This is a genomic window from Paenibacillus sp. 2RAB27, from assembly GCF_052115445.1.
Classification (GTDB): domain Bacteria; phylum Bacillota; class Bacilli; order Paenibacillales; family NBRC-103111; genus Paenibacillus_E.
Genome location: NZ_JBFRGR010000031.1, coordinates 44,007 through 60,352 on the forward strand (window position 1 = coordinate 44,007; position 16,346 = coordinate 60,352).

The window sequence follows — 16,346 nt, forward strand, 5'->3', positions numbered from 1 at the left end:
TTCACTCTATCGTATAGACGGCACGATAGACTGCTCCACACCCGTGCCTTCTTACCAATACACCAGACCGTTTCTTAGCCGTTGTATCTTCGTACCCCTCGAATACATAAATATCAGTTCCCGCGCACCCTTCCATCCGAAGCGTTAACGTTCGTTCTGCCATTACCCAACGTATCGACCAGGTCTCACTAGTCGGGCATACACGTAGATTCATGAGGTGCTGGTAGCCAAACTCGCTCCMGATGGGCGCACACGGCTGCGTTTCGAACTCCGTCTCCATCTTCCCTTGGCAGTGAAACAGCCAATCTGTCTGATGTTCTTCTTCGCTGATGACCTCAAACGTATCCGAGATGTATCCTTCTTGAAGATGGATCTCGCGGACATAATCGACGCCAGGATACACATCTTTAGCTTTGGCTCGGATGCGGTTACTCTCCGGTTCGAATTGTTCGACAACTCCCCGCTCCGAACAGATCTGATCGACACCATCGACGATGACCGTATTATGAGCGATGGTCTTCCGCTGCCATTCTAGAAATAAGAAAGAACCATACCCATTCGAGGAAATATCGTGAGACCATAAGCAATCCGCGTCGAACAACTCGATATTCATTAAATCAGGGTGTGCATGGCTCTTCGTATTCAGTCCGTATTTCATAAATAAAGCCGTTTTCCCTCCGCGTAACGAGCAAATATTCGAAGCAGGATAATTTTTCGTTGCTGGGAGCATCTCTTCCCCAGCATATTTTCCTTTGCCGAAGATGAGGCGCTGAACCCACCCCTCAGGTGAATTCTCTATCATTCCTCCATAAGCCATCGTTGGCCGGTAGTACGCTTCGTAAGATCTGGAAAGTGCATACTCGAAGGCTGGATCTGGAAACAATCGATTCGCGTACTCGTACTGACCCGCATAGTGAGTCAGCGCGATATTCGGCCAGCCGTCATTCGGATTGGGGAAAACACCGTTGTCAAACACAAGCTCAGCTGTGAACACATACATCCGTTTAACGATCTCATCCATTCCTATGCATGCCACATCATACATACGGGCAAACAACAGGAAATACGTGAACGGTTCTACGCAATAAAAATGATAGTGAAACGAACCTTCGTACCAGAATCCTTCCGCAGTTACGCCTTCCTGCAATTGCCGCAGCAAGCCGAAAGGTCCCTCCAAGGCTCTCTCAATGTAGCTGCTATCACCGAAGAACATCCCCGTCATGCCCACTGCCGCCTTCATCCAACACGAAATGTTGTGAATACTCGTACAGTGGCTGTCGAGCAGCTCTACTTGGGGATCGAATAGCTTGCTTTTGTAGTGCCGCAGCTCTGCGGCGCTTAACGTCTCCTTAATCATCTCCATTCCCTGCAGCAGCCAAATCATGCCAACCGCATCGCAGAGATCGATGCCGGCTATTTTGCCTACATAGCCTGGCGGAACATCTACCTGGAGCTGTTTATAATGATCACAATAAAATGACAGCACGCTGCGGATGTAGGTCGGATAACGATCATCGCCTGTGAGTCTGTACAGCACCCCTGCGTAAAATACATGCTTATGCGCTTCATCTCGGTACAAATAATTCCATGCTTGATCAAAGCGGGCACCCTTATTGGCGTGGCCACAGCTTCGGCAGCTGTTCACATGAGGCGCTTCCCTCTGGAAATCAATCCTGCTCCCGCAAGCTTCGCAGAAATAATTGTGACCCCATCCCGTAATTCTCCCTGGATCATCTGCGTAATGATGGAGCCACCACTCTGTGGTCTCCAGCAGGGTGTCATAGATGCTCTTCGCCCAAGCTTCCGTCCGAATCTTCTCTTGAACAGCCTGCCAGTCCTGTACATAGCTCACGTTAACACTCGTCCCCTTCATACTTGGTACAATTCACGATCGACGGTTCCCCTAACGACTACCGTGTCATTCCGATCAATGCGCGATCTAGATCTTCGATAATCGAATCTGCACTTTCCAGTCCAACTGAAATGCGCATTAGACCGATCGGAATTCCTGTTAGGAGGGATGTCTCCTCGTTGACCCATAGACCAGGTGAATTGATGAGACTCTCAAAACCACCCCAGCTTGGGCCTTCTTCAAAATAGCGCAAGCTTTTCATCATCTTCATAATCTGCTGTTTATCGCCCTTAGGCACGAAGCTCATCAAACCGGAGTAACCGGACATCTGCCTGCACCCAAGCTCGTATTGCGGATGGCTGGGCAAGCCTGGATAGTAAACAGCGGATACTTGGGCATGACCTTCGAGGAAAGCAGCGACCTTCTTGCCGTTCTCCTGATGCTGCCTCATCCGAACCGAGAGAGTGCGCAGGCTCCGGATGAGCAGCCAAGATTGGTGGGGATCCATAACAGCCCCAAACAAACTTCTTTCGTTATTTGTAATCGATTCCAGAACCTGCTTGCTGCCTATGATGACACCACCCAGAATATCGCTGTGTCCACCCAAATACTTCGATGCAGAGTGAACCACGAGATCAATGCCATAGGCAAGGGGATTCTGATAAAGCGGCGTCGCCCATGTATTATCAATGATCGTCGCAATCCCGTAAGATTTCGCCAACGCTGAGATGGCCTTCAGATCCTGGAGCGAGAAAATGTTCGATAGCGGACTTTCCAAATATATAACTTTCGTATTAGGGCGGATGGCTTGCTCGAATTCTTCGATGCTTTCCCCTGATACGAGCGTAACCTCACAGCCGAACTTCTTCATGTAGGTTTCTAGAAATGCTTTCGCTGGCACGTAGGCCGCACGAGGACAAATCACATGGCTATCTTTCTCCAGATAGTAGGACAAGGCAGCACTTATAGCGGCCATTCCCGAAGAGAAGCAACGTGCTTCCTCCCCGCCCTCGAGCGCTGCGATTTTCATTTCAGCAATCTCCGTCGTTGGGTTTGCAACCCGCGTATACGTATACCCGTGATTGATTGTTTTCCTTGTAAACAGCGAGTTTTGAAAAATAGGAGGCACGATGGCACCCAAATAACGGTCATAATCGTCTCCGAGATGAGCAAGCAGGTCTTCCGTACTTTTAATATCATCCTTATCCATATCTGCCCTCCTCCTTACGATTGGGAGGCTAATAGTGGGAACATCCGACCTGCCAGCGGTTGATTTTCCTGCAAGTTCAGATCCATCGTGATCGCATGCTTCTTCCCGTTAAAGGTCGTTCCATCCGGCATGTAAATAATCGCTAGCGCACGTCTTGGTTTATCCGTTACATTCGAGTGAGCATAGTGAAAGGTAAGTCCATTATGAAACGTACAGCTTCCTGCTTTTAACGGCACCTTCACAGGCTTCGCATTCTCATAATCGGTCCCCTTCACAAACTCGAATAAATCCTGAGGATTTGCCAAATCAATATGGTTCAGTTTACCGGCATTTTGCGATTTCGGTACGAACATCATGCAACCATTCGACTCATCCACATCATCGAGTGCGATCCATATCGACATAGCTCCCTGCTCCGTCATCGGCCAATAAGGGTAATCTTGATGCCATGGGGTCGGTTTCGAATCGCCTGGCATTTTCCACAGGGCATGATCGTGAAAGAGACGGATTCCACTTGCACCCGTAAGCTCGAGTGCCATTTGCGCAAACCGCGGGTTGAATGAATATTTATGCATGCCGGCATGGTCACGCCAGACGTTAACACGCTGGTTAAGCACGCGGTAATAGCTGCCGCCTTTTTTATCCGTTTGCAAGGACAGCGATGCAGACTCCTCAACCATCACTTCTTCCATGCATTGACGAAGCTCAATTAACTCTTGCTCATTCAGGACATTATCCACTTGCACGAACCCGTTCTCTTGATAAAATGTGCGTTGCTCCAAGGTTAATAGCGATTGAATTGCGTTAGTCATGGCAGCCAGCTCCTTTTGTACTTTCTGTACTTTAATCTCACTTTATCATGCGTACAAGGGAGCAGACTTGGTGAATCCGTCAGAGTTTCAAGGTGATTTGCCAGCTTTCCTTCTAGATGGAAATAATCTATGATAAAAAGAAATAAAGCACTTATCTTCCTTGCCGGAGGTCTTGCCCGATGACCCGATTTCAAAATGAAAGTTACTTGGAAGCGTACGACTTCCCCTTTCATCTCGAGCAGTACACGTTCAAAAAAAAAGAATCCGTCAAGCCACATTCACACGAATTCATCGAGTTTGTGTATGTGGTAGAGGGATCGGGTCGCCATATCTATGCAGGATCGGAATACCTAATTCAAGAAGGTGATGTCTTCGTCATCGAGCCGGATGTCGAGCATGCTTATTTCGTGGATGAACATCTCATCGTGTACAACATCCTGTTTGCTCCATCCATCTTGAGTCACGAGCTGCAATCGTTATCCAACGTAACGTCGTTCGTTGACTTCTTCTACGTGGAGCCTTTTCTGCGGCAGTCCGTGCATTTCCAGTCCCATCTCAGGCTGAATCCACACCAACGGATCGAGATGAAACAGCTGCTTGACCGCATTCTTAGCGAATACACCGAGAAGATGCTCGGTTATCGTCTGCTTGTGAAGACCAGGCTCATCGAAATGTTCGTATTCCTCAGCCGCTGTTACGATCAAATGCTGCATAAACCCATGACAGCGCTAGCCTCTGAGCATAAAATAATTGAGCGCGTAGCTGAGTTTATCGAGCTGCATCACGCGAATCCGCTGTCACTTGCCCAAGTCAGCCAAATGTGCGGCATGAGCCAGTCTGCCTTCACATCTAGATTTAAGCAGTACATGGGCAAGACCTTCATTGAATTCCGTAATGAAATTCGCATACGGATAGCGAAAGAGCTGATGCTTTCTACAAATAGCAACATATTACAGATTGCTCAGGAGGTGGGCTTCGACGACTTAAGTTTTTTCAATAAACTTTTTAAGCAGATGAACGGAATCTCGCCCGGCAAATTCCGCAAAAGTCAGAAGGAAGCTTAACCGTCAGCACCTGCCTGAACAGATCCATTCCGCGCTATCCGATCACATGAATCTGAATGTCCCAATCCGCCAATTGCTCCGGGATCGCCTCTACTTGAATATCACGTGGAACTGTTATGTGCATGACTCGTTTTCCCTCTTCCTTCGACCATGAAACATCGATACGCCCATAAGCAGTCGGAACGCTTCCCTCTGCCCAGAGCAGTTCCGTCACAGGCGGGACGATTCGAATTTTCTGGTAGCCCTCCTCTACTTTCTCAATGCCCAATAGCTGATTCCCAAGGACAAAAGCCGGCGCAGCCGACCATGCATGCGCATGACTCCTTGGGAATACTTGAAAGGTTTCCCACGTGGTGGTAGCACCGTGTCGGATCATTTGGCCCCAGTCGGTCTTGATCTGCGCCAAAGTGCGATCGAGTTCACCGAAACGCTTCCATACTTCAAACAAATAGAATGAGAAGAAGGGAGAGCCAATTTGAATCCACTCCTCCGGTGGATTCAGCAGCTGAGGCTCGATAATAGCCGCCTGCCGCTCTCCAAGACAGTCCGCCAGATAAAGTAACACATGTGTCTGGAGACTTGTCGTTGTCGAAAGCTTACCGTTACGATAGATACCGTCTAGGTAGACTTGAGCATCATCGTCCCATAAATGTTCATCAATAGCCCTCTTCAACTGCTCCGTGTGATGAAGCAGACTCTCCGCATCGCTGAATAGTCCCAGCGATTCCGCCATCTCCGCTGCGATTCGGTGGCATTGGGCCAGCTGCGCCTGCTGCGCTGTGACTACACCAACAGAGGGAATATCGATTGGCGCCCAATCGAGCATATTCCAAGAACTCGTATCAAACAGGCCATCTTCGTTGAGAAATCCCCTATATGCATCAAGGGTTATCCTAATTTCCGGATAGATGGCCTCAATGAATGTATGATCTCCGCTATAGTCGACATACTCCTTACAGGCGATAATCCAACTAAAGGTCCACATCGGAATCGCTGCCTGCCAATCCGTAGGAAATAAGGCAAGCAGAAGCGGACTTTGACTCCGCGAACGCGGCACCATTTCCAAGCAATGCCTGACAAGCTCGTAGGAACCGAACAACTGATAGTTCACAAGTGCGCTCACTCGGCAGTCCCCTACCCAGAATACCTGCTCATAGGTGGGACAATCGACGAACGTATCCTCCATGCACATGTGCGACGTATGCCTGGAAATTTCCCAAATATCATTCAGCAAGGGATCTGAGCAGCGGAATAGCGCTTTATCCGTAGCTGGATAGCTAGACTGCTGCAGCTGGATTCGGTGCAGATGGACCTGCGTATCCGCTTGGCGCACGGTGACGATCAAATACCGGAAGCCCATCCGGGTGAAGCTCTTGAACACCTGTCTACCTTCACAACATATGTACCGGAATGAATTATTGCAGCCTGATGTATAGGCATTGACGCCATTGACACGGTTTTCGAATCCGTAGACATCGAGCACCGTTCCTAGAGCCGCATCAATCTCTAATTCAATCGTCCCTACGTATATTTTCCCGAAATCCAATATGAATTCGAGATCCCCGCCTTCTACGGTATCGGGAAGCACAGTCGGCAGCAGATGGTCATGGAGCATTCGCTCCAGACGGTTCGTAATGGGATAGTGCTTGACGAATCGTTTGCGCATCATCAACGAATAAATCATTTTATTTACGAGTACATGCCTAGGATGAACCGTCTTGCACATGTCATGGTACGCCTCGAATGCCTTCAAGGTGGAGCAAGCTCCGATTTCCAGCAGCAGCGGATGCTCATGATTCAAACCCGTTCGCTTCTCAACGCCCCCGTATACAGGCTGAAAGCCGTCGGCATACGACTCGATCGTCTCGAATGGGCCAATGGTTACGAATGAGGCGGCTTGATCGCCACCAGTAGGATGTGCGAACCGCAGCTCTGTATCGAAATTGAATTCCAAATGGCTGAACAAATCATTATGAACACCGCAAATTTCCATCATGAATAGATGCTCACCGGCCGCCAGCCGTATCTCGTCATTATGAACATACCAGCGGTCATCTATCTTGAAGCGTCCCTGAACACTGTTCCATTTGGAATGTGCGAACGTTAGACGACCTTTAGTTTCTGCCTCAGCCACCAGCCTAACGGCCAAAAATCCGCTGAATATCTTCGCATTCGCATCCCGCGAGCCTGGATACAGATTATCCCGCATATTAACGGATATCACTTGGCGGATGGGTACAATTTCACTAAGTGCGAGGATCTGCTTCGGCCTGACGATCTGTGTGGACAACGGCTCAATGACTCGGGGGTACAGTCCGCCCCAAGGCGCGCCTCCGTAAGGAGCAACAACTTCACTTCTCACCCAACAACTCTCGTCATCGTAGGATGGGAGCACCCATTGTTCGCTCATCGCGTTCGCATCGTATATTTCCATCCACCCCAGATTCACATTTCGCTTGACGACATCAGCATCATATCCCTCATGCCTACAACAAAGCCATGTTTCATCTGTTCCGATCACTTGAATACCGGCGGAGCCGTGCAAGGATAACTCAGCAATAAGTCCCGCTTCATTCTCAATGTATTGATAATTGGAATGACCATAGTGCCAGACCTGCACGGCAATTACATTCATAACTGGTCGCAATAGGTGAGTAATATCAAACTCATCATAATACCAATGATCCGCTGTGGAACGAATTGGGCCTTCTCCAAGCTCCGCTCCATTCACCCATAACCTAAACTTGGTATCCGCAGAGATAGACAGTATAGCTCGATTAGCTACCTCTACCTCGTATGTAAACGTTTTCCGAAAAAGGATGTGCTCATTAATCGGTCTTCGGTCTCCCGACTTCCATATCCACTTCGCCTGATCGAACATGAGGCGCTCCCCACTTTCTGTTGAAGTTAATCGTGTTCTTCGAATATCCGAGCTTCGATCCGTTCAGCCAATTGGACATGCAGGGCACGATCCGGGTGATTGATGCCATTGGCTAATCTAACATGAGGCGCTTGCCCCTCCAGCAACCAGTTCTCGAATAGCGCATACATATCCACGTATGCCAGCTTTTCTTGCTCCATATACTCCCTCAGCGCAAGGGTATACAGCCGCAAATATCCCTTCTCCGCCGTATCTGAGAAGCGAGACACAACCGTTCTATCCCTCTCATGCATGGAATCGTTATCATGCAACATCATCATGTTCGGCGTAAGCAACAGAAGATCTGCTTCTGTATCCCGCTTCACAGTTCGCACGAACGCGTCCATTTTTTCCAAAAATGGCTTAAGCCCCGCCTCCCCGGCATGACAATCATTCACACCGAAGCCAATGGTAACGAGATCCGGTTGATACGCAATCACATCCCGCTGCCATCTCGGCTCCGACTTCACTGCCGTATCACCAGATACACCAGCATTGATGACATTCAGAATCGTCGTAGGATACCGTTTCACGATGCGATTCTTAAGCAGATTGTGGTAGACTTGCTCATGCTCGATGGTCGCGTATTCCATACATCCTTGGGTCACACTATCACCGAAAGCCACGTAAGTGACGGGACGAGCCCGAACATCGTCCGCTTTCTCCTTAAGACGCTTCTGGAATCGGGCAAAAGCACTCATAACGGATCCACCAACGTATCCGGATTATGATAATTGCGTGGCCAATTGAACACTTTCAATTGCTGCAGCAGCTCTGTCGGCAACGGCTGCCCATCTGAAACTTTGAGATTGGCTTCCACTTCCTCCACGTTGCGCATCCCCGGAATGACGCAGCTTACAGCTTCATCTGACAGACAGAACCGAAGTGCAACTTCGGCAAGCGTCATCGTCGCATCGTATTCACGGATCATCCGTTTGATCACATCCACCTTCTCCAGCGTCCGCAGAAAACGTTCGCCCTTGAAATAGCTCCGTCTAACATCGCCTGGAGCGAAAGTCTCGTAGGTTTCTGGCACCCAGCTGCCGATCAGCGAACCTTCATCGAAGGGAACTCGGGCAAGGACAGCCACGCCATTCTTCTTACATACAGGTAACAGCTCCTCTGCTGGCCTCTGTTCAAAAATATTATAAACAACCTGCTCAGCTTGGATCAGCCCCGCCTCTGCTAGCGCAATACCGTCCTGCGGGCGATAATCGCGAATAGACACGCCGAATTCTCGGATTTTTCCTTCTTTCTGGAGCTCCATCAACGCCTCATGCCATTCGCGATCCTCCAACCCCCTAGGGAACCAACCATGCAACTGATACAAATCAATGGTATCCACCCCGAGCCTGGTCAAGCTGTCTTCGCACTGTTTGCGAATGTGAGCTTTGGGATAGCGCCCTGTCATAGTTGGATCAAGCTCATTTGGATGCGGCCATTGAACTGGTTGCACCTTGGAAGCGATATAAATATGATTGTGGTGCCATTCCTTGAGTGCCTTGCCGATAACTTCCTCCGAGTGGCCTTTCCCATACATTTGAGCTGTATCTACCAGGTTGACACCCCGATCCCAGGCTTCAAGCAGGGTTTTAACTGAATGACGATCATCCACTTGTCCGAAAGCTCCGCCGCCGCCAATCTGCCAGCCTCCGAAACCGATTTCCGAAACATCCCATTGTGTATGGCCAAATTTCCGATATTGCATAAGAAGCATTCTCCTCCCTCGAATCACCTTTCAGTATAAGGCGTTTATGAAGAGACTTTCTTGGTCGATCTGCCAGAAAAAGCACGCCAAATTCGAACTTCACAGCTCAGAATGGATGATGTAGAATGTAGGAAATTCCGGACATTTCCACGTATCCCGCGTCCGAATGCATGAAGGGACGAAAAGCATATGAAGGAGGAATGGATGGCTATGCGAGGAGAACATCATTTAAGTTTTACTGAGGATGGGGCGTGGTGTTTCTTCGCTGACCCACGAGCAGTCCGTTATGTCGGGCAGCAGGACCGAACCTATGTCGGATGGTTAACGAAACAGGGCCACGTCATGATCGGTACCTATGATCATCGTGACGGTTCAGTTAACTCCCTTATGATTAAGCCAAGTTTGCAGAAAGATGATCATGCGAATCCCTCGCTGTATATCCCTACCGATGGACGTGCAATTATCTACTACTCTGCTCATAATGGAAAGACGATGTATTACCGTCAAATGGAAACGGCAGAGGAAATCGCATCCTTTGGCGCTGAGCAAGAACTTCCAGAGAATACGAGCGGCATGCATGGATATACATACCCCAATCCGATTCATCTCCGTCAGGAACACAAGCAGTATTTGTTCTGGCGTGGCGGTAATTTCAAACCCAATTTCAGTTCCTTACCCGATAAAGAGGGGACATGGTCGGAACCTCAAACCTTAATCATGGGAGAAGGAGCCCGCCCCTACGTCAAATATACAAGCAATGGCGAGGATACCATCTGGTTTGCTTTTACCGACGGACACCCCAATATAGAACCGCACAACAGCATCTACTGCGGTTGCATCCAAGATGGCAACCTCTCTCATGCGGACGGTTCAACCATTAAATCACTAGCTAATCTGCCTATGCTTCCCCGTGAAGCCGATGTCGTGTTCGACGGAACCCTGCATGGTGCGAAGGCTTGGATCTGGGATATTGCCGTGGATGCCAAAGGGCATCCCGCTATCGTATACGCCGTTTTCCACGCCAATACAGACCACCGTTATTGGTACAGCTATTGGAACGGCGACTCCTGGGAGAGTCATGAAATGACAGTCGGCGGGTCCTGGTTCCCGCAGACCGAGCAAGGCGCCGTGGAACGGGAGCCCTTCTACTCGGGCGGCCTTATACTGGATCATGACAACCCGGCCAACGTATATCTGTCGCGTTCAGTCAATGGGATATTCGAAATTGAGCATTGGCACACGACCAATTATGGTAAAACGTGGGATTCAACAGCCGTGACTACCGGTTCTTCTCACAACAACGTGAGACCCGTCCTAGCCAAGAACAACGGGCAAGAAGATGCGCTCCTTCTGTGGATGCATGGGGATTATGTTCATTTTACTAACTATGAGACGGCTTTGAAGATGAAGTCGGTTACGGGGAAACGATAGGAATAGGATTTCGATCATTCTATTTAGGCTTTTTTATTCTTAGCCAAAGGGATAGTGAGAATAGGCGCCTTATAACCAAACGATGATGGCCTAGTAAGCGGAGCATAACCCGACCGTTCACCAAGCAGCAGCTGCCTGCCTAATCTACTGAACACACTAACCAAGAGCCAATAGTCCGAAACATCCTACTTAAAAACAACAAGTAGACCAAAAATCGCACGATAATTCGATTTTTCCGAACTAATCGACAGATTTTCACAGTGACAGCTGGTTTAGGGCATTTTAATTGGGGGAAATCGAACTACTCGTACGAATCTCCACGAACGATCACTAATAGGTGGGTAAATTCGAACTATAACCCTCACTACGTGCACATTCGACTATTCCAGTGTAAAAGGGAAGCCCTAAACCCTCAAATTTAAATAAGCCCCCATCCTTCTTATGGAAGGACGAAAGGGCTTATTCTTGTGCGTATATGGTCTTTTATTTCACATTAACGACGAAAGGCACTGTAAACACCTCTCCGTTATGTTGGAACTGTCCCCACAGCTTATAGACTCCCGCTTCTGGGAATGAGGTTGCGAACTTAGCAATAGGCCCCGTCGCCTTCTCCTCAAGCGGATGTACATGAATGTACTGCTCGGCATCAGCTGACAGAATCACAACATGGCCTACAGCGCCTAAGTAAGGCTGCAGATTCGTGATCTCTTTGTTCGTCTGAGCGTCTCGAATCATAAAACTAAGCGTAACATCTTCGTTGGCTTTCAAACTGCTCAAGGAAAGTTCAACAGCTTTGCCGCTAACCACTTGCTGAAGCTTGGCATCCGCTTTAAGCACGGTATGTTCCGCCTCTTTACCGGAAACCTTCACCCATTGACTGAGCGTAGTGCTCGTTCCGCCACTAGGAATAAAATCAGCAATGAGCTTATAATCCCCACCTGCATCGAAGCTTGTGCTGACCGTAAACTTGCCATTTCCTTGGTAAGTCGGATGGATATGTTGAAAGGACGATAGATTGTGATTCACAATTATCAAATGCAGTAACTTCTCATGATTTACTTGAAAATCAGTAACTGGTTTGCCGGCAGCGTCCGCAATTTGGATCGTTAATTCTGAACTCTCATTCGCTTTCAGACTTGTCGATCCGAAGGTGAACGATGCGTTCACCTTCGGGGATGCCTTCGGCGTTTCGCCCCCATGTCCACTATGTCCATCGGCACTTGCTGGGCTGGAGGCTGCCTCATGGCTGCCATGCTGACTCTTGCTCGAGGAGGCTTCTCTGACACTGCCGCATGCGCTCAGAAACAGTACCGCGAGCATAGCTGAGATAAGCCCTATTTTATGCATATACATGCGCTACTCTCTCCTATATTTAGGTCAATTCTTTATGGATCTTCACACGTTGAAGACGCAGTGCATTAAGAACAACAGAAACTGAGCTTAATGCCATGGCTAGGCCCGCCACCCAAGGCGCTAATAAGCCAAGCGCAGCAATAGGTATACCTAACGTGTTGTATCCGAGTGCCCAGACCAAATTTTGTTTGATGTTGCGCATCGTTTGGCGGCTCATGTAGATCGCATCCGGAATACTGGCTAAGTCCCCGCGCATGAGTGTCACATCGGCAGCCTCCATGGCCACATCCGTACCCGTTCCGATCGCCATCCCGATATCAGCCGTCGCTAGCGCCGGTGCATCGTTAATACCATCTCCAACCATCGCCACTTTCTTTCCTTGCGCTTGAAGTTTTTTCACTTCTTCCGCTTTGCCTTCGGGTAGAACCTCCGCACGAACATGCTCAATACCCACTTGAGCTGCGATCGCTCTGGCTGTCCGCTCGTTATCACCAGTGATCATGATGACCTGTAGGCCCATAGCCTTCAAACGGCTAACCGCGGCATGTGACGTTTCTTTCACGGTATCGGCTACAGCTACTATACCCCCGTACCCTTTATCAATGGCAACAAGCATCGCTGTTTTACCGGACTCCTCCAGCTTCGACATCATGTCGTCATCAGCTTCCTTCACATCTACACCGAATTGCTCCATGAGACGCCGCGTCCCGATGAGTAGCTCTTTCCCTTCAACGACAGCTTTAATACCATACCCAGGGATAGCTTCGAATGATTCTACGGCGGTTAGTTCAATACCCATGTCTCTAATCCCTGCAACAATCGCTTCTGCGAGGGGATGCTCCGAGTTTCTCTCCGCGGCGCCTACAAGCCGTAGGAATTCGGCTTCGTCACCTTCGGCGTACACATCGGTAAGTGCTGGCTTTCCTTGGGTGACTGTACCTGTTTTATCTAAAATGATTACATCAATCTGATGGGTCTTCTCCAGATGCTCGCCGCCTTTGAACAAAATACCCAGTTCGGCTGCGCGCCCTGATCCCGCCATAATCGAAGTCGGTGTCGCTAAGCCCAGCGCACAAGGACAGGCAATAACCAAGATGGCTATGGCTTTCTCCAAAGCCCCAGCAAAATCGCCCGGCGTCACGATGAAATACCAGACTAGGAAGGAGACAAGTGAAATACCCACAACAATGGGAACGAATATCCCCGAAATAACATCGGCTACCCGTTGAATCGGTGCTTTCGAACCTTGCGCTTCTTCGACGACTTTAATAATTTGTGCCAGTGCAGTATCTTTCCCAACCTTGGTCGCTTGCATGCGAAGCCTTCCATTTTTATTGATGGTTGCTCCGATTACCGCATCACCAGGTTTCTTGGTTACGGGCAGACTTTCTCCGGTGAGCATCGATTCGTCAACAGAGGATTGACCTTCTAGCACTTCTCCGTCTACCGGAATTTTATCTCCTGGACGGACAAGCACGATATCCCCCGTCACCACTTCTTCAATGGGTATGTTGAGCTCTTGGCCTTCGCGGATAACCAGCGCAGTCTTCGCTTGCAGCCCCATCAAAGACTTAATCGCTTCTGATGTCCGTCCTTTAGCCAGAGATTCAAACAATTTGCCCATGATGACTAACGTAATCAGCACAGCACTTGTTTCATAGTACAGAGACGGCCCATGATGCATGCTGGCGCCACCGATCACCCAGTCGATCGTCAAATACAGACTATAGAAGTAGGCGGCTGAAGTCCCCAGTGAAACCAGTACATCCATGTTGGCAGAGCCATTTCGCAGCGCTTTATAAGCACCTTCGTAGAATTGTCTACCAATGTAGAATTGAACCGGCGTTGCCATAATCAATTGAAACCACGGGTTCATGAACAATTCCGGTATCCAAATCCATGAAGTAAACGAAAAGTGGCTGACCATCGACCACAGCAACGGCAACGATAAGATCGCAGATAACAGAAGCTTGCGCTTTTGCTTACTAATCTCCTGCTGCCTATGCTCTGAGGGGTCGCCTTGCTCTTGTTTTGGGATCGCTTTGTAACCGAGTTTCTCCACCCGCTTCTGCATATCCGATACCGCAAGCTCGGCTGAATTGTATACGACATGGGCCGTTTCCATTGCAAAATTTACCGTAGCTGCTCTCACACCAGGCAACTTGTTTAGGGTCTTCTCAATCCGTTGGGCACAAGCCGCGCAGGTCATGCCTTCAAGCTGCAAATCAACGGCTTCCTTCGCCGTGTCATAGCCTAGCTTCTGAATGCTTTGTTCCATCTTCGCAGCATCGATTCGATTAGGATCATAAGTTACTGTTGCTCGCTCCATCGCGAAGTTAACATTGGCTTCCGTGATCCCTTCCAGCTTGTTCAAACCCTTTTCAATGCGATTCGCACAAGCGGCGCATGTCATTCCCGTTATCTGCAGTGATGTTTGCTTCGTATTTGTTGCAGCATCAGCATTTTCCATCATCTACACCTCTTTTAGTTGACGTCGTAGCCTTGCTCTTCAATCGCTTCTTTAATCGCATCATGCGTCAGCTTATTTTCATCAAATTCCACATGGACCGTTCCGTTCGCTAAGTCAACTTTCCCTGAAGCACCTATTGTTTTCAAAGCACCCTCAACGGAATTCACACAGTGGTTACAGGACATGCCTGCTACTTTCAACGTTACATTTTGCATCGTTTCATTCTCCTTTATATGTTGAATTTAATTCTTCTTGGTAAAAGGTTACCGACTACTTCAGTATGGCCAACTGGAAATTGTTCAACAACCAGATCTTGTTTTTAGTATACCCCCCTACCCTATATTAGTCAAGTCGGAAATTAATTTTGTCTGAGGGGTTCCCTAGGCATGCACATGTGTTCCCACAGTCCTATACGATTCTCGGTTATATCTGACTTTACGAGGATGAATTCATACCCTTGCGCATATCCTATTCCATAGAACACCTTCGGAACATCTTGCCTAATTCGTTTAAAAAGCAATAAATCCGTGTAAATAAAACACAGGAGGTGTTTTATTATGAAGATCATGATCACAGCTGCAGAGGCTATAGAAAAGGGCGTGTGGCTAGAGCTCCTTCGTCTCTTCGGCAGAGATAAAGATGAGGATATTTGGCCTCAACAGGAGTTTATTCTAACGGAACAACAGGCGATTAAGTTGAACCTTATCAAGAAATAAGCACATAGCGTTTAACTCACATAAGGACCTCACCTATTTGGTGAAGTCCTTTTAGCTACGTTGGTATGATCCCCAGATCAGATCCGTCATTTCATGAGTTTATTGATCGTTGTTAATAACTCGGTTATTACTTCTTCATCGCCTTCTTGGATGCGATCAATCACACAGCTTTTCATATGATGCTCAAGTAATTGCTTACTTACCCCATTTAACGCGGATTGGATGGATGAAATCTGATTCAGCACATCGTCACAGTACGTATCTTTCTCAATAAGCCCCTTAACCCCACGAATTTGCCCCTCGATCCGGTTCAATCGKGTGATTAGATTACTCTTGGCTTTATCGGAATGGTGACTCTTTCGTTCGCTTGAAGTTGCACACATGTCGTGTGAGTTGCTCTCCTCCGTCATCCCAATCACTCCTTTATTGATTGCATTTTATCATAGCCCCCCACCCTATGCAAACGGAATAAAACACAACCCATACTAACGTCATCGTTTATCCAATCGGCTTCGGCGTTACAGGTGCTGACACCATAGCCCTACGGTTTTTCATCGAAAGGAATAAGGTTAGGAATGCAAGGAAAGCCACAACGATAGACAGGATCCAAATCGCGTTGCTGAAGCCGAAAAAATCATATGAATGGCTTCCATGGTGTTGTCTGGTCGCTCGTTATCGCGGATGCCGTTGCCTTCTTGGTCGGGGCGGTCATGCTCTATGTGCTGCGAAATAAACTGCAGCCTGATTTAGAGCAATTGGTGCATTAGACTTTAACAAAAAAACGATCCTGAGATATGTCTCAGGATCGTT

General features: G+C 48.4%; 14 protein-coding genes. 4 read left to right on the forward strand and 10 right to left on the reverse strand.

Annotated elements, in window-relative coordinates; translation table 11 throughout:
• Position 1 precedes the first annotated feature (1 nt).
• Genes AB4114_RS28340 through AB4114_RS28350 form a run of 3 tightly spaced genes read right to left on the reverse strand, consistent with a single transcriptional unit; the run spans position 2 to position 3,874 of the window.
• Positions 2 to 1,852 carry a heparinase II/III domain-containing protein gene (locus AB4114_RS28340; protein WP_441991478.1) on the reverse strand — a complete coding sequence of 617 codons (1,851 nt, stop codon included), beginning with the start codon at positions 1,850 to 1,852 and terminating at the stop codon, positions 2 to 4.
• Between the two features lie 58 nt (positions 1,853 to 1,910).
• Positions 1,911 to 3,062, reverse strand: coding sequence for a trans-sulfuration enzyme family protein (locus tag AB4114_RS28345; protein ID WP_441991479.1), 1,152 nt, complete (start codon positions 3,060 to 3,062; stop codon positions 1,911 to 1,913).
• Positions 3,063 to 3,076: 14 nt separating this feature from the next.
• Positions 3,077 to 3,874, reverse strand: coding sequence for a phytanoyl-CoA dioxygenase family protein (locus AB4114_RS28350; RefSeq protein WP_441991480.1), 798 nt, complete (start codon positions 3,872 to 3,874; stop codon positions 3,077 to 3,079).
• A 179-nt stretch (positions 3,875 to 4,053) separates the two neighbouring features.
• On the opposite strand from AB4114_RS28350, the gene AB4114_RS28355 reads away from it, so the two are divergent.
• A complete protein-coding gene (locus AB4114_RS28355) occupies positions 4,054 to 4,938 on the forward strand; it encodes an AraC family transcriptional regulator (RefSeq protein ID WP_441991481.1) in 885 nt (294 codons plus the stop codon).
• Between the two features lie 34 nt (positions 4,939 to 4,972).
• Here the strand turns inward: AB4114_RS28355 and AB4114_RS28360 are convergent, their stop codons facing one another.
• From AB4114_RS28360 to AB4114_RS28370, 3 genes are read right to left on the reverse strand one after another with little or no spacing between them, the layout of a single operon-like run.
• Complete coding sequence (locus AB4114_RS28360; protein WP_441991482.1) at positions 4,973 to 7,819, reverse strand: family 78 glycoside hydrolase catalytic domain; 2,847 nt, start codon at positions 7,817 to 7,819, stop codon at positions 4,973 to 4,975.
• Between the two features lie 26 nt (positions 7,820 to 7,845).
• Complete coding sequence (locus AB4114_RS28365; protein WP_441991483.1) at positions 7,846 to 8,559, reverse strand: SGNH/GDSL hydrolase family protein; 714 nt, start codon at positions 8,557 to 8,559, stop codon at positions 7,846 to 7,848.
• Positions 8,556 to 9,566: an aldo/keto reductase gene (locus AB4114_RS28370; protein WP_441991484.1), complete on the reverse strand. Its 1,011-nt coding sequence runs from the start codon at positions 9,564 to 9,566 to the stop codon at positions 8,556 to 8,558. Before AB4114_RS28370 ends, AB4114_RS28365 begins: the two co-directional genes overlap by 4 nt.
• A 204-nt stretch (positions 9,567 to 9,770) precedes the next feature.
• Between AB4114_RS28370 and AB4114_RS28375 the strand changes: the two genes are divergently transcribed.
• On the forward strand, positions 9,771 to 10,997 hold the full coding sequence (locus AB4114_RS28375) for a BNR-4 repeat-containing protein (protein ID WP_441991485.1): 1,227 nt from the start codon (positions 9,771 to 9,773) through the stop codon (positions 10,995 to 10,997).
• Between the two features lie 483 nt (positions 10,998 to 11,480).
• Here AB4114_RS28375 and AB4114_RS28380 read toward each other — a convergent pair whose 3' ends face one another.
• From AB4114_RS28380 to AB4114_RS28390, 3 genes are read right to left on the reverse strand one after another with little or no spacing between them, the layout of a single operon-like run.
• A complete protein-coding gene (locus tag AB4114_RS28380; RefSeq protein ID WP_441991486.1) occupies positions 11,481 to 12,350 on the reverse strand; it encodes a hypothetical protein in 870 nt (289 codons plus the stop codon).
• Between the two features lie 19 nt (positions 12,351 to 12,369).
• Entirely contained in the window at positions 12,370 to 14,823 is a 2,454-nt protein-coding gene (locus AB4114_RS28385; RefSeq protein WP_441991487.1) for a heavy metal translocating P-type ATPase, read from the reverse strand.
• A gap of 11 nt (positions 14,824 to 14,834) precedes the next feature.
• A complete protein-coding gene (locus AB4114_RS28390) occupies positions 14,835 to 15,035 on the reverse strand; it encodes a copper ion binding protein (RefSeq protein ID WP_441991488.1) in 201 nt (66 codons plus the stop codon).
• A gap of 342 nt (positions 15,036 to 15,377) precedes the next feature.
• Between AB4114_RS28390 and AB4114_RS28395 the strand changes: the two genes are divergently transcribed.
• Positions 15,378 to 15,536, forward strand: coding sequence for a hypothetical protein (locus AB4114_RS28395; RefSeq protein ID WP_171638530.1), 159 nt, complete (start codon positions 15,378 to 15,380; stop codon positions 15,534 to 15,536).
• A gap of 86 nt (positions 15,537 to 15,622) precedes the next feature.
• On the opposite strand, the gene AB4114_RS28400 is transcribed toward AB4114_RS28395, so the two are convergent.
• A complete protein-coding gene (locus AB4114_RS28400; RefSeq protein ID WP_441991489.1) occupies positions 15,623 to 15,946 on the reverse strand; it encodes a metal-sensitive transcriptional regulator in 324 nt (107 codons plus the stop codon).
• Positions 15,947 to 16,174: 228 nt separating this feature from the next.
• Here AB4114_RS28400 and AB4114_RS28405 point away from each other — a divergent pair, with 228 nt between their 5' ends.
• The gene (locus AB4114_RS28405; RefSeq protein WP_441991490.1) at positions 16,175 to 16,303 is read left to right on the forward strand and encodes a hypothetical protein; all 129 of its coding nucleotides are present in this window, start codon (positions 16,175 to 16,177) and stop codon (positions 16,301 to 16,303) included.
• The last annotated feature ends 43 nt before the right edge of the window (positions 16,304 to 16,346 follow it).

Excerpts from the sequence above, each read along its gene's own strand:
- AB4114_RS28345 (WP_441991479.1), bottom strand. The coding sequence starts at position 3,062 with ATGGATAAGGATGATATTAAAAGTACGGAAGACCTGCTTGCTCATCTC.
- AB4114_RS28350 (WP_441991480.1), bottom strand. The coding sequence starts at position 3,874 with ATGACTAACGCAATTCAATCGCTATTAACCTTGGAGCAACGCACATTT.
- AB4114_RS28355 (WP_441991481.1), top strand. The coding sequence starts at position 4,054 with ATGACCCGATTTCAAAATGAAAGTTACTTGGAAGCGTACGACTTCCCC.
- AB4114_RS28360 (WP_441991482.1), bottom strand. The coding sequence starts at position 7,819 with ATGTTCGATCAGGCGAAGTGGATATGGAAGTCGGGAGACCGAAGACCG.
- AB4114_RS28365 (WP_441991483.1), bottom strand. The coding sequence starts at position 8,559 with ATGAGTGCTTTTGCCCGATTCCAGAAGCGTCTTAAGGAGAAAGCGGAC.
- AB4114_RS28370 (WP_441991484.1), bottom strand. The coding sequence starts at position 9,566 with ATGCAATATCGGAAATTTGGCCATACACAATGGGATGTTTCGGAAATC.
- AB4114_RS28375 (WP_441991485.1), top strand. The coding sequence starts at position 9,771 with ATGGCTATGCGAGGAGAACATCATTTAAGTTTTACTGAGGATGGGGCG.
- AB4114_RS28380 (WP_441991486.1), bottom strand. The coding sequence starts at position 12,350 with ATGTATATGCATAAAATAGGGCTTATCTCAGCTATGCTCGCGGTACTG.
- AB4114_RS28385 (WP_441991487.1), bottom strand. The coding sequence starts at position 14,823 with ATGATGGAAAATGCTGATGCTGCAACAAATACGAAGCAAACATCACTG.
- AB4114_RS28390 (WP_441991488.1), bottom strand. The coding sequence starts at position 15,035 with ATGCAAAATGTAACGTTGAAAGTAGCAGGCATGTCCTGTAACCACTGT.
- AB4114_RS28395 (WP_171638530.1), top strand. The coding sequence starts at position 15,378 with ATGAAGATCATGATCACAGCTGCAGAGGCTATAGAAAAGGGCGTGTGG.
- AB4114_RS28405 (WP_441991490.1), top strand. The coding sequence starts at position 16,175 with ATGAATGGCTTCCATGGTGTTGTCTGGTCGCTCGTTATCGCGGATGCC.